This window comes from Clostridium sp. M62/1, assembly GCF_020736365.1.
Lineage (GTDB): Bacteria > Bacillota > Clostridia > Lachnospirales > Lachnospiraceae > Otoolea > Otoolea saccharolyticum_A.
Genome location: NZ_CP085988.1, coordinates 382,775 through 396,026, shown reverse-complemented (window position 1 = coordinate 396,026; position 13,252 = coordinate 382,775). Strand labels below are relative to the sequence as shown.

At 48.3% G+C, this 13,252-nt stretch carries 13 protein-coding genes and 1 tRNA gene; 13 read left to right on the top strand and 1 reads right to left on the bottom strand.

Features of this window, described 5'->3' with window-relative positions:
* The first annotated feature begins 618 nt into the window (after positions 1-618).
* From LK436_RS02150 to rsmG, 3 genes are all read left to right on the top strand, one after another.
* Positions 619-1,023 (top strand): hypothetical protein, encoded by a 405-nt coding sequence (locus tag LK436_RS02150; protein WP_008397181.1) that lies wholly within the window; start codon positions 619-621, stop codon positions 1,021-1,023.
* A 382-nt stretch (positions 1,024-1,405) separates the two neighbouring features.
* A complete protein-coding gene (gene mnmG, locus LK436_RS02145; protein ID WP_008397183.1) occupies positions 1,406-3,331 on the top strand; it encodes a tRNA uridine-5-carboxymethylaminomethyl(34) synthesis enzyme MnmG in 1,926 nt (641 codons plus the stop codon).
* The gene (gene rsmG, locus LK436_RS02140) at positions 3,328-4,056 is read left to right on the top strand and encodes a 16S rRNA (guanine(527)-N(7))-methyltransferase RsmG (RefSeq protein ID WP_008397184.1); all 729 of its coding nucleotides are present in this window, start codon (positions 3,328-3,330) and stop codon (positions 4,054-4,056) included. Before mnmG ends, rsmG begins: the two co-directional genes overlap by 4 nt.
* 337 nt (positions 4,057-4,393) lie before the next feature.
* Here rsmG and LK436_RS02135 read toward each other — a convergent pair whose 3' ends face one another.
* Positions 4,394-5,344 (bottom strand): alpha/beta fold hydrolase, encoded by a 951-nt coding sequence (locus tag LK436_RS02135; RefSeq protein ID WP_008397187.1) that lies wholly within the window; start codon positions 5,342-5,344, stop codon positions 4,394-4,396.
* Between the two features lie 335 nt (positions 5,345-5,679).
* On the opposite strand from LK436_RS02135, the gene LK436_RS02130 reads away from it, so the two are divergent.
* The 10 genes from LK436_RS02130 to LK436_RS02085 all read left to right on the top strand — a co-directional run bounded on the left by LK436_RS02130 (position 5,680) and on the right by LK436_RS02085 (position 13,237).
* A complete protein-coding gene (locus LK436_RS02130; RefSeq protein WP_008397188.1) occupies positions 5,680-6,447 on the top strand; it encodes a ParA family protein in 768 nt (255 codons plus the stop codon).
* Positions 6,448-6,449: 2 nt separating this feature from the next.
* Entirely contained in the window at positions 6,450-7,544 is a 1,095-nt protein-coding gene (locus tag LK436_RS02125) for a ParB/RepB/Spo0J family partition protein (protein WP_008397189.1), read from the top strand.
* A gap of 30 nt (positions 7,545-7,574) precedes the next feature.
* Entirely contained in the window at positions 7,575-8,075 is a 501-nt protein-coding gene (locus tag LK436_RS02120; RefSeq protein WP_008397190.1) for a DUF4446 family protein, read from the top strand.
* 71 nt (positions 8,076-8,146) lie between these two features.
* Positions 8,147-9,028 carry a DUF3881 family protein gene (locus LK436_RS02115; RefSeq protein WP_008397191.1) on the top strand — a complete coding sequence of 294 codons (882 nt, stop codon included), beginning with the start codon at positions 8,147-8,149 and terminating at the stop codon, positions 9,026-9,028.
* Between the two features lie 523 nt (positions 9,029-9,551).
* Positions 9,552-9,628, top strand: a tRNA-Arg gene (locus LK436_RS02110).
* Positions 9,629-10,038: 410 nt separating this feature from the next.
* Complete coding sequence (locus LK436_RS02105) at positions 10,039-10,860, top strand: ParA family protein (protein ID WP_044931053.1); 822 nt, start codon at positions 10,039-10,041, stop codon at positions 10,858-10,860.
* Positions 10,817-11,752, top strand: a complete 936-nt coding sequence (locus LK436_RS02100) for a ParB/RepB/Spo0J family partition protein (protein WP_008397194.1) — start codon at positions 10,817-10,819, stop codon at positions 11,750-11,752. Before LK436_RS02105 ends, LK436_RS02100 begins: the two co-directional genes overlap by 44 nt.
* A gap of 12 nt (positions 11,753-11,764) precedes the next feature.
* Entirely contained in the window at positions 11,765-12,040 is a 276-nt protein-coding gene (locus LK436_RS02095) for a DUF5720 family protein (protein WP_044931056.1), read from the top strand.
* A 33-nt stretch (positions 12,041-12,073) separates the two neighbouring features.
* A complete protein-coding gene (locus tag LK436_RS02090; protein ID WP_044931059.1) occupies positions 12,074-12,262 on the top strand; it encodes a hypothetical protein in 189 nt (62 codons plus the stop codon).
* Positions 12,263-12,331: 69 nt separating this feature from the next.
* Positions 12,332-13,237: a DUF6017 domain-containing protein gene (locus LK436_RS02085; protein ID WP_008397196.1), complete on the top strand. Its 906-nt coding sequence runs from the start codon at positions 12,332-12,334 to the stop codon at positions 13,235-13,237.
* Positions 13,238-13,252: the final 15 nt, after the last annotated feature.

The window sequence follows — 13,252 nt, the reverse complement described above, 5'->3', positions numbered from 1 at the left end:
ATAAAAATAAGTTATACTATAAAAACTATTATATAACAAAAACTAATCTATAACCAACTGACAATTAGGCAATTACCAACTGCAGAATCGCTTTGCCTGAACGATTAAAACCTTCTCGATCATCTGACTAAGTGATGGTATAATAAGTAGGCAAACAGCCTAAAATCAAACAGAAATAAGGATGAAATAGAAAGAAAAAGAAGCCATAAAATTAAAATCAGCTTTATCTGTTTCAGCATTCACTGCTGAAAGCCGGGCGGTAAGTTCTGACGAAGGCTGCCATATACAAATGAAATGGTAAAATAATAAGGAAAGCATATGTCATGCTTCATGAGCGTGCATTTGACGAGCACTCCCGTCGGGACGTTAGTCGAGATGGGATAATAAAATTATGAGGCCGGCAGGTTTGATCTGTTTTTTTCATGAAAGTGTTTCGCGTTTACATGACAATGTTTCACGTGAAACAAGGAATTACAGCGAGAGAATGGATACCATATTTGTCTGCTTTTTCAGGAATTTAGAAGGTCAGCAGTACGCAGCACGGCAGAGATATTAGAACGTGCTGGAACTGCCCCAAGTAATGGATTTAAGTGAGATTTTGCAAGAAAAAGGACAGCAATGTACGAAACAAGAAAGGCACAGAAAGGAACTATGGCATGGCGAAAGCATTGGGGGAGGACATATCGTGCAAAGAAATTAGTTCTGGTTGTTCTTTGCTCAGTGCTGTTTGCCGGATGTGCAAAAAGGGAAGAAATTGTAAAAACATTCAGCCAATCAGAAGAAGACGGGATTTGTGCCACCTACTATGAGAGGAAGGATGGAACCTGGGAATGCGGCGGTACAGCCTACCAGCACAGACTGGAATTAAAGGGAAGACTGCCAAATGCCGAGTCGGACAGCTGCTTTGTGGTACTGACAGATAATGAAAACCTGACGTTTGAGGAAGTGGCTAAAAGCCTTTACGGCAGTCTGATTGAGGACAGCAGGGCTATGGAGGACTCTGTTATAGTGGAGATGCAGTAATCGAATCTGCAGGAAAGCCATTGAAACGAAAAAAGTAGAGTTTAAACAGATAAAACGGAATTTAAACAATCAATCAATTAATGTTTCACGTGAAACACAGAGAGTTTTACAGAAGGATTTTTAAGAGAATTTAAGAAAGAAAAGGCAGTTTTTGGAGCACCACTGTCTGGACAATATTTCAATTTGAAAGAATAAAAATATAGGATATAATGAGGGCAAGCGAGCCTGCGGGAGCTTGCTCATGCAAGATGAGCGGCGAATGACGATCACAGGCTGTGCCCGTGATATAATGGAAAGAGCGCAGAAAAGCAGCAGAAAAGCAGCGAAAGACAGAAAAAACAAAAAGATTCAACTGCGCCAGGCTTGAAGAGAGGAAGTTGAAATGCCATATTTAGAGGAAACGTATGATATTGCGGTAGTAGGGGCGGGACATGCCGGCTGTGAGGCAGCTCTGGCAGCAGCCAGACTGAGAATGGAAACAGTAGTGTTTACAGTGAGCGTAGACAGCATCGCCCTGATGCCGTGCAATCCAAATATTGGGGGAAGTTCGAAAGGCCATCTGGTAAGAGAGCTGGATGCCCTGGGAGGAGAGATGGGCAAAAATATCGATAAGACCTTCATTCAGTCAAAGATGCTGAATCAGTCTAAGGGGCCGGCAGTCCATTCCCTCCGTGCCCAGGCGGACAAGGAGATGTATACCCGTGAGATGAGGAGGGTGCTGGAAAATACAGAGCATCTCACCATTAAACAGGCAGAGGTGACAGAGATTCTGGCAGAAGAGGGCAGAGTGACGGGCATTCGAACACTGTCAGGAGCCGTCTATCACTGCAGAGCTGTGGTTTTGGCAACCGGCACCTACCTGCGGGCCAGGTGTATTTATGGCGATGTGAGCAATCCGACAGGTCCCAACGGGCTGCAGGCAGCCAACCACCTGACGGATTCTCTGAAAGCTCTCGGTATAGAAATGTATCGGTTTAAGACAGGGACGCCTGCCAGGGTGGACAGGAGGAGTATTGATTTTTCCAAGATGGAGGAGCAGTTCGGAGATGACAGGGTGGTCCCGTTTTCCTTTACCACAGATCCGGAATCGGTGCAGAAGGAGCAGGTTTCCTGCTGGCTGACCTATACAAATGAGAGAACCCATGAGATTATCAGAGAGAACCTTGACCGCTCACCTCTGTTTTCCGGCGCAATAGAAGGAACAGGACCGAGATATTGCCCGTCTATTGAGGACAAGGTTGTCAAATTCCCGGATAAGGAGCGCCATCAGGTGTTTGTGGAGCCAGAGGGACTCTATACAAACGAGATGTACCTTGGAGGCATGTCAAGCTCTCTTCCTGAAGATGTCCAGACTGCGATGTACAGGACAGTTCCGGGACTGGAGCATGTGAAGATAGTGAGAAATGCCTATGCCATTGAGTACGACTGCATTAATTCCAGGCAGCTCAGAGCAACTCTGGAATTTAAGGCCATAGAGGGGCTGTTCAGCGGAGGACAGTTTAACGGAAGCTCTGGATATGAGGAGGCAGCTGTTCAGGGCTTTATGGCGGGAGTGAATGCGGCCAGAAAGCTGCAGGGAAAGGAAGGAATCGTACTGGACCGTTCGCAGGCCTATATCGGGGTTCTGATCGATGATCTGGTGACAAAGGAAAGCCATGAACCCTACAGGATGATGACATCCAGGGCAGAGTACAGGCTTCTTTTGAGACAGGATAACGCGGATCTCAGGCTTTCAGGGATAGGGCATGAGATAGGGCTCATTGACGATGAGCGGTATGAGCGCGTTCTGAGAAAGGAGCAGCAGATCAGGGAAGAGGTGGAACGGCTGAACCGGACGCCTGTGGGGGCTACCCATGAGGTGCAGGAGTGCCTGAAAAGTTACGGAAGTACGGAACTGAAAACTGGTTCAACATTGGCAGAGCTGGTGAGGAGACCGGAGCTCAGCTATGAGGCGGTGAAAGAGATTGATCCAAAAAGGCCGGTTCTCGACTGGGATGTGGCGGAGCAGGTGAATATCAATATCAAGTATGAGGGATATATTAAAAGGCAGCTTCAGCAGGTGGCTCAGTTTAAGAAAATGGAGAGCCGAAAGCTGGATGAAAGCTTTGACTACTCGACGGTGAAGAGCTTGAGAAAGGAGGCTGTTCAGAAGCTGAACCTGTATAAGCCCAGAAATATCGGACAGGCCTCCAGAATATCAGGAGTTTCACCGGCGGATATTTCAGTACTGCTGGTTCATCTGGAACAGCTAAAGTACCAGAGGGAGAGAAATGAAGGTCAGAGACAAAATACCCAGGAGGAGTCATGAGAGAAGCGTTTGTAAAGCAGATGGAAGAGGAACTCTGTCATGTGGGAGTCACACTGACAGAGAAACAGATGGAGCAGTTTTTCAGATATTATGAGCTGTTAAACGAGTGGAATCAGGTAATGAATCTCACAGCTATCACCGAGATGAGTGAAGTGGTGACAAAGCATTTTGTGGACAGCCTTGCCCTGAAACGGGCAGTAGACGGGCTGGAGACGGAAGCATTTTCTGTGGCAGATGTGGGGACCGGGGCTGGTTTTCCGGGTATTCCGCTGAAAATTGCATTTCCGGGACTGAGAGTGACACTTCTGGATTCTCTGAATAAGAGAGTCAAATTTCTGAACACGGTAATTTCCGAGCTTGGACTTGAAGGAATTACGGCTGTCCATGGGAGGGCAGAGGATTTTGGAAGAAATCGTGTTTCACGTGAAACATTTGACATCTGCGTGTCCAGGGCGGTAGCGAATCTCTCTACACTGTCGGAATACTGCATGCCTCTGGTGAAGCCGGGCGGATATTTTGTGTCCTATAAATCAGGAAAACTGGATGAGGAACTGGTGAACGGCCAGGGAGCAATCAGCAAGCTGGGAGGAGAGATTGAGAAAATTGAGAGGTTCAGCCTTCCCAATTCCGACGAGCGGACGCTGGTGAAGGTAAAGAAGATAAAGGCCACCTCTTCCAGGTATCCGCGCAAGGCGGGAATGCCGTCAAAGGAGCCGCTCAGATAAAGAGAGCACAATAAGGCAGTTTGACTTTTGATTTAAAGACAGGGCATCTGCCACAGCCATATCAGATTTTGTGATGGGAAAGCACAGACATTTCCAGACAGGGGACATATTATTTCAGAGCGATTTTCCAGCCTCACGGGATTTTCTTATCCTTGGCGGGGCTGGAAAATGTTTATATAATTATAATCTTTCTATTCTGCCATGTCCGTTTCTTCTCTATTTTTCCTGTTAGAATAAAATGTAATAATGGAATGTTAAACAGAGTCAACGGTTCTTCTGGTGTGCCAGAAACATAAATTACCGCTTCCGGCCTTTCAACGATTCCACCTATGACCTCCTATGAAAAAAAGATGGTGAGCAGGTTCAGCACCTTTTCGGGCTGTTCGAGCTGAGGAAGATGCTTTGTTTTAGGAATCAGCGCATATTCAACAGCAGGATTTACATGACGGTACTCATCTATGGTGTCTGCGATGGAAGGTTCCTCAGCTCCTCCGATAATGAAAATGCTGTTATCAATTTTTTTGAGGGCATTGGAGATATTGCATTTCGTGTAGCCGCATTCCATACTGGAAAAAATGGCCTTCGGGCAGCCTCCCAGATGGGAAGCCTCATAGTAGCGGTCTATATAAGCTGGCTTTGCGGAATAAGGATTGTAGAAAAACCGTTCCCTGAATGCTTCCTCCAGCAGTCTGCGGCTGGATGCTATGTGATAGAACAGAGTTCCGGCAATGGGAAGATCCAGAATCAATTTGTACAGTCTGGCATTTTTTCCGTAAACCTGTCCGCAGAGGGAAAGAGGATCCGGATTAATCAGCGCAATCTGATCAAAAAGCTCGGGATTGGCATTGCAGGCCATTACCGTCAGGGCCACTGAGCCGCCAGTGGCGATAACATTGGTGCGGTGGCCGATCTCAGATTTGATAAAATCGGAGATGAGCTGGACGTACAGATAGTTTGTGTAAGTCAGGTTTGGTTTTTCGGAACGGCCGAACCCCAGCAGATCGATCGTATAGACGGTGTAACGTTTTTTTAGTTCCCCAATAATCTGGCTCCACTCGCAGCCGCTGGACGCGAAGTGGAAATCGTGGATCAGGAGCAGGGGCTTTCCTGAACCTGTTTTTGTAAAATAAATATTTCCAAAACGCCATTTAAAGCAGAGAGGGTGAAGCTCTGTCAAAAGTTTTTTGGAAACGGCTGAAAAGCGGATATATCGGTTGATCAGGGAAGTGGCCGCTGCGGCGCCGGAAGTCAGCGCAAGCAGGGACATAACTCTGTTGTCTATCTTCATATGGTTTTGCCTCCTTGGACTGTTTCATACTGAGTTTTGTAGGAACCGGTAAACTCAGGTGAAGTTCAGATAAATTATATCACAGACAGCGGGAATGAGAAACTGTTTATTAAAGGATGAAAACAGAGGCAGTTCGGTTAAGACAGACGAAAAATCTGAAATATGAATCAAGGAATCGTTTCAGGGCGAGAGAGACGTGGAACTGCATTTTGGATAGCTATCAACGTTTCACGTGAAACATTTATGGGAAATTGGGGAGATTTCCTGTAGGAAAAGAATGAAAGATGTGCTATACTATGGAATGAACTTTTGAATGACGCAGAAAAGGAGAGAGCATGGGACGTGTGATTGCGATTGCCAACCAAAAGGGCGGCGTGGGAAAAACAACGACAGCGATCAATTTATCGGCCTGCCTGGCTGAAGCCGGACAGAAGGTTTTAGCTATTGACTTCGATCCACAAGGAAATGCCACTACCGGTCTCGGACTGGAAAAGGAATATATGGAAGAAACGGTTTATGAGATGATGCTGGGAGAATGTTCACTGGATGACTGTCTTCACGAGCAGGTTCAGGAAAATCTGGATGTACTGCCTTCTGACTCAAATCTGGCCGGAGCTGAAATTGAACTGCTGGATATGGAACAAAAAGAATTTATCCTGAGAGACCACCTGGAGGAGGTTAGAGATAACTATGACTTTATTATTATCGATTGTCCGCCTTCTCTGAGCCTTCTCACCATCAATGCTCTGACGGCGGCTGACACGGTTTTGGTTCCTATCCAGTGCGAGTATTATGCGCTGGAGGGACTGAGCCAGGTGCTCAGGACTATCGGCCTTGTAAAAAAGACGATGAATCCGGGGCTTGAGCTGGAAGGTGTGGTGTTTACTATGTACGACGCCAGAACAAATCTGTCCCTGGAAGTAGTTGAAAATGTTAAAAGTAATCTGAATGAAACGATTTACAAGACGATTATTCCGAGAAATGTACGGCTTGCGGAGGCGCCGAGCCATGGAATGCCAATCAATCTGTACGACAGCAAATCGACGGGAGCGGAGAGCTACCGCCTGCTGGCAGCGGAAGTAATCAGCAGAGGGGAAGAATAGAGATGGCGAGAAGAGGACTTGGAAAGGGACTGAGAGCTTATTTCCCTGATTTAAAGGAGGAAAATTCCCAACCTGAGAATAGCCACCAGATTGCAGAGCAGGGAGAGGAAGCGAAGACACCGGAGCATGCGGTAGACAGGAAGGCGAAGCTGGAGGAACTGGATATGGTTCTTCCGGGAGGAGCAAGAAAGGGAAAGGCAGCTCCGTCAGATACAAAAAAGAACAGAAAGACAGAAAAGGCCGGCAATAAGGAGACTGTGCGGGCAGAAGGGAAAGCAGAAAAGACAGAAAGGCAGGGAAACGGCCGCGAGCAGCTGGTAAGCATTGCCCAGATAGAACCGAACCAGGAGCAGCCGCGCAAATATTTTAATGAGGATCAGCTCAATGAGCTGGCGGAATCAGTGAAAAATTTTGGAATTCTTCAGCCGCTTCTGGTGCAGAGAAAGGGAGAGTTTTACGAGATCATTGCCGGCGAGCGGCGCTGGCGCGCCGCTAAACTGGCGGGGCTTAAGGAAGTTCCGGTGCTGATCCGTGACTACACGAAGCAGCAGACACTGGAGATCGCTCTGATAGAAAATGTCCAGCGGGCAGATTTGAACCCCATCGAGGAGGCAAAAGCTTATCAGATGCTGGTACAGGAATTTGGACTCAAGCAGGAGGAGGTGGCGGAACGGGTTTCCAAAAACCGGGCCACGATCACAAACAGCATGAGGCTTTTAAAGCTGGACGAGAGAGTTCAGCAGATGCTGGTAGAAAACCTTATTTCAGGAGGACATGCGAGAGCCTTGCTGGGTCTGGAGGACAAAGAGCAGCAGTATGAACTTGCCAAAAAGGTGAGAGAAAATCAGCTCAGCGTCCGCCAGGTGGAGAAGCTGGTCAAAATGATGACAGCTCCTAAAAAGGAAAAGAAGGCAGATACAGAGGAGAGAGATTTGAGCTTTATCTACAGGGACATCGAGGAAAAACTCAAGTCTGTCATGGGAACCAAAGTTACCATCAATAAAAAGGATAAAAATAAGGGAAGAATAGAGATTGAATACTACTCCCCTGCGGAACTCGAGAGAATTGTGGAGCTGCTTCAGTCTATAAACGGTTAACGAAGAGAAAGTCAGGAGTGATAACAGAGAATGGAAAATAGTTTGTTGAATAATCTTGCCTTTGATCCGGCTTTCCTGATCATCGGCCTTGCGGTTCTGACGCTGGTGTGTATGATTATCACTCTGGTCTGCTTTACCCAGTACAGGAAGCTGTACCGGAGATACGACATATTTATGAGAGGGAAGGATGCAGAAACCCTGGAAGATACAATTCTGGATCTCCTGGATGAAACAGCCGTTCTGCAGACGTCTGACAGGGAGAGCAGGGATCAGCTCAAATCGCTGACCAGACAGGTGAGAGCCAGCTATCAGAAGATTGGAATTGTAAAATACAACGCCTTCAAGGGAATGGGAGGAAATCTGAGCTTTGTGATTGCCCTCCTGGATGACAATAATTCCGGCTTCATCTTAAATTCTGTCCACAGCCGGGAAGGCTGCTATCTCTATATGAAGGATGTGGAGAAGGGAAGCACAGATGTGCTTCTGGGAGCTGAGGAGAAGGAGGCGCTGGAGATGGCGCTGGGCTATTAGGAGATTTTTCTGGCTGTACAGCGGAAAAATGAGGATTTGACGTTTGCTTTTATAAAGAGGAGAAAGAGAGGATGCATAAATATTTGCGCGCGGTTGGGTTCAGCATGTACCAGAAAAACCGCGATATACGGGCACTGCTCAAATGTCTGTCCAAGGATGCCAGGGCATCCCGGTGTATTCAGATTGACAGGGATACAGATTTCTGCGAGGTCAGGGCAGAGGTAGCAGAGGGAATGGGAATTGCCATGTTCGGAGAGATGGATGAAAATGACGAGCTGGATATTGAGTATTACTATCCATATCTGGACAGCGACACTGTCACATCTACAGCAGAGTGCTCGATTCAGCGGCACACGGAGAAGGAAACCTACGCAGGGCTCTTAGATGAGTACAAGGTGGGAATTTCCCTGATTTTTTATCTGACGAATGCCCTGGAATACAGGGAGAGAAGCCAGAAGCGCAGGAAAAGCACAGAGGTGGTTTCAGCCAGACTGTCAGCTCTTTCCGTACACGGAAAAATTCTTCTTCCAGTGAAAAAAACTGCCAGGCAGATCGAGAAAGCCAAGGTGGCTTCAAGAAACAGAAATAATCTTCTGGAAGCAGCCAAAAACGGCGATCCGGAGGCAATGGAGTCGCTGACTATTGAGGATATTGATCTGTACTCACAGGCTTCCAGGCGGGCCATGAAGGAGGATCTGTATACCATCGTTGACACCTGTTTTATGCCCAGCGGGATTGAGTGCGATCAATACTCGGTAATCGGAGAGATTGAAGAGATCTGTCTGAAGAAAAACAGGATCACAGATGAAGAGATCTATGATATGAAGCTGGAATGCAATGATCTGCACTTCAGAGTATGTATCAATAAACAGGATCTTCTGGGAGAACCGAAGGTGGGACGCCGCTTTAAGGGAAAAGTCTGGATGCAGGGAATAGCCGATTTTAAGGGATAAATTCAGGCCAAAGCAGACAGAGACCGTACAGAGAAGAGAAAAATACTGACTTTTAGTAAGCATAGCAGAGATGGGATGTTTCACGTGGAACAAAAGTGGGAGACATCCCATTTTTGATAGGATATTTGCCGGAAAATGTTTGAAAAAACAGGCAAAATCAAAATTGTGCTTGACTTTTATGGGACGGATCATTTATAATAAGTAAGCTGGTTTAATTAATCAGCATAAATAATAAGTTTCTGTAGCTCAGCAGGATAGAGCGTTCGCCTCCTAAGAGAACCTAAAGTGTTCCCTTTTTGGCAGGCACCATCCGAAAAATTTTATATACGTCTGCGTAGCTCAGCAGGATAGAGCGACCGCCTCCTAAGCGGTAGATGGTTCGAGTCTAAATTAGGAATACAAGTTCATATTTATTCAAATGTCTCAGTAGCTCAGCAGGATAGAGCACACGCCTCCTAAGGTGGCGTTATAACAATCAACTCGATACAAAAGGTGTTAGTCAAAAAGTAAATACTATATAGATGTCTCTGTAGCTCAGCAGGATAGAGCGTTCGCCTCCTAAGCGAAAGGCCGGCAGTTCGAATCTGCCCAGGGACGCCAGCTAACAACGCCCGAAACCCTTGTAAATCAAGGCTTTCGGGCTTTTCTTATACCCAAAAGAAATTGAACTTTGAGCCAAAACCCGATTAGCAAATTGTGAACTTGCTAATCAAATCAGCGCAAATAGAGCAGTTGAACTCAAACCAGTTGCCCAAATTAGCCAGCTAATTCTTAGCAGAAAAAAGAGAGATTTTGCTAAGAAAATGGGGCATCTTGCTAATTGGGGTCAAAATCGGGCTAGTTTTCCTGCTAATTGAAAAGGTGGCTGTTCTCAGTTCAAGCGTTCTAAAGAAAAATAAATATAGTACATATTCAGCCGTTTAGAATTTTTCTAAGCGGCTTTTTTCATGCCCGTACATAGCTGTTCATTACATGATGAGCAGCTATTTTTTATGGAAGGAGGATTCCAGTTGAAAACAGAAATCATCGCCATCGCCAACCAGAAAGGCGGCGTTGGCAAGACAACCACCTGCGCCAACCTGGGGATTGGGCTGGCGCGGGCCGGACGAAAGGTGCTGCTGATTGATGGGGACCCGCAGGGCAGCCTGACCATCAGCCTGGGCCACCCCCAGCCGGACAAGCTGCCCTTTACCCTGTCCGACGCCATGGGCCGTATCCTGATGGATGAGCCGATGCGCCCCGGTGAGGGTATCCTGCACCACCCGGAAGGCGTTGACCTGATGCCTGCTGACATCCAGCTCTCCGGCATGGAGGTCTCCCTGGTGAACGCCATGAGCCGAGAGACCATCCTGCGGCAGTATCTGGACACCGTAAAGGGGCAGTATTCCCATATCCTCATTGACTGTCAGCCCTCCCTGGGTATGCTCACGGTCAACGCCCTGGCCGCCGCCAACAGGGTCATAATCCCCGTCCAGGCGGAGTATCTGCCCGCCAAGGGTCTGGAACAGCTGCTCCAGACGGTCCATAAGGTAAAGCGGCAGATCAACCCCAAGCTCCAGATCGACGGCATATTACTGACGATGGTGGATAACCGCACCAACTTTGCCAAGGAGATCGCTACCCTGCTGCGGGACACCTACGGCAGTAAAATCAAAGTTTTCGGCACCGAGATTCCCCCGTCTGTCAAGGCAAAGGAAGCCAGTGCCGAGGGCAAGAGCATTTTTGCCCATGATCCCAAAGGCAAGGTGGCCGAGGGGTACAAAAATCTGACCCAGGAGGTGATGAAACTTGAAAAGCAGCGCGAAAAAAGTAGAGCTGGCCTCAGTAGATGATCTGTTCTCCACCGAAGAAAGCCGCGCCGATGCCCAGCGGGAAAAGGTGCTGGAAATTCCGCTGTCTGAGCTGCACCCGTTTAAGGACCACCCCTTTAAAGTCAAGGATGACGAGGCCATGATGGAGACCGTTGACAGTGTGCGGCAGTACGGTGTATTGGTCCCTGCGATTGCCCGCCCGGACCTCAACGGAGGTTATGAGCTGGTCGCTGGACACCGGCGGCACCGGGCCAGTGAACTGGCCGGAAAAGAAACCATGCCGGTTATTGTCCGCGACCTGGACGATGATGCCGCCACCATCATCATGGTGGACAGTAACCTCCAGCGGGAAAGCCTGCTCCCCAGCGAGAGGGCCTTTGCCTACAAGATGAAGCTGGAAGCCATGAAGCACCAGGGGGAACGGTCCGATTTAACTTGTGCCCAAGTTGGGCACAAGTCAGATGGAAAGAAGTCGCGGGATATTTTGGCCGAGCAAGTTGGTCAGAGCCGAAATCAAATTCAACGCTATATCCGTCTGACGGAGCTTATTCCCAAACTGCTGGATATGGTGGATGAAAAGAAAATCGCCTTCAATCCGGCTTATGAGCTGTCTTTCCTCAAAAAAGAGGAACAGGTGCAGCTCCTGGACGCGATGGACAGTGAGCAGGCCACTCCCTCTCTCTCCCAGGCCCAGCGGCTCAAGAAATACAGCCAGGAGGGGCATCTGACCCTCGATATGATGCGTGTCATCATGGGCGAGGAAAAGAAAAGCGATCTCGACAAAGTGACCCTTTCTGCCGACATCCTGCGGAAGTATTTCCCCAAGAGCTACACGCCCCAGCGGATGCAGGAGACCATCATCAAGCTGCTGGAGGGGTGGCAGAAAAAGCGCCAGAAAGACCAGGAACGATGAAAGGAGCCGCCTATGAGGGATATTTCAGCCCGTGAGCTGAAAGGACACAACATTCTGGACGTGGAGCGTTTTCAGGATAACACTCGCTGGATGATCGAGTTTTCCGTTCTGCGTTCCTGTGCCTGCGGCAGCCCCGGCGATGAAATGCGGCTGTTTCTCACGGAGGCCGGGTATCAGGCCGCCCTTCTCAGCCAGCAGCGCCGGGAAATCAAAATCAAGCGGTATGCCCGTGTGATCGAGGGCCATGTCCTCGACTTCAAGCCGGACAAGCGCCGCCGCCACCCGTAAACCTGCCACTACCACGAAAGGAAAGGAATGAATATGTGTACTGTTAAGGAAATCCGGGAAGCCATCCGAGAGGATTACAGTTCCCAGCATGATATGGAATCCGCGGAGATTGACCGCGTGTTGCAGACCCTCCCATTTTCTCAGGATTCGGAACCATTTTTCAAACCGAGGCCGCAAAGACCAGGGTTTTGGTTTCACGCAAGAAAACACGAAAAAAAGTAACTGCCACAATTCTTTTTACAGGATTGTGGCTTTTTTCATACCCTGAGAAATTTGGAAGGAGTGAAGTCAATGGCTGTTTTTCGCGTAGAACGGACGCAGGGATATACCATTATGAGCAACTATCACCTGCGGGATAAATCCCTGAGCCTGAAAGCTAAGGGCCTGTTGTCCCAGATGCTGTCTCTGCCAGAGGATTGGGATTATACTCTGACCGGTCTGGCTGTCATCAACCGGGAGAGCAAGGACGCAATCCGGTCCGCAGTCAATGAGTTAGAGAAGGCCGGATACATCAACCGCCACCAGACCACCGATGCAGGCGGTAAATTTGGAGCCAATGAATATGTGATCCATGAGCGTCCGGTTACTGCGGAGGAAAAGGAAGGGCCTTCTCCCTCAAAACCGTTGTTGGAAAAACCGTTGTCGGGAAGTCCGACGACGGATCATCCGTCAGCGGAAAAACCGTCGCCGGAAAATCCAATGCAAATAAATATAGATCAAGTAATTACAGACCAATCAATTACAGACGTATCAAGTACCGATTCCATTCCCTTCCGGGAGAAAACGGCGGCAGCACCGCCGGAACGGAAAGGAAGAGATGCGATGTCTGTCTCCGAGATAGAGAGTTATCGGGAATTGATTCTGGAGAACATTGAGTACGACTATCTCAAACAGCGGGCCGGACTTTATCAGGATGAGCTGGACGAGATTGTGGAGCTGATGGTAGAGACCGTCTGCGCCAAGCGCAAAACCACAAGGATTGCCGGGGCCGACTTCCCCCATGAGGTGGTGCGTTCCCGATTTTTGAAGCTGGACAGCTCGCACATTGAGTTTGTCATGGACTGCCTGCACAAGAACACCACCGAGGTGCGGAATATCAAGCAATATCTGCTGACGGTGCTGTTTAACGCGCCATCGACCATGAGCAACAGCTATACTGCACAGGTAAATCACGACATGAACGCTGGCGGCTGGTAAGGCCGCCTTTTCTTA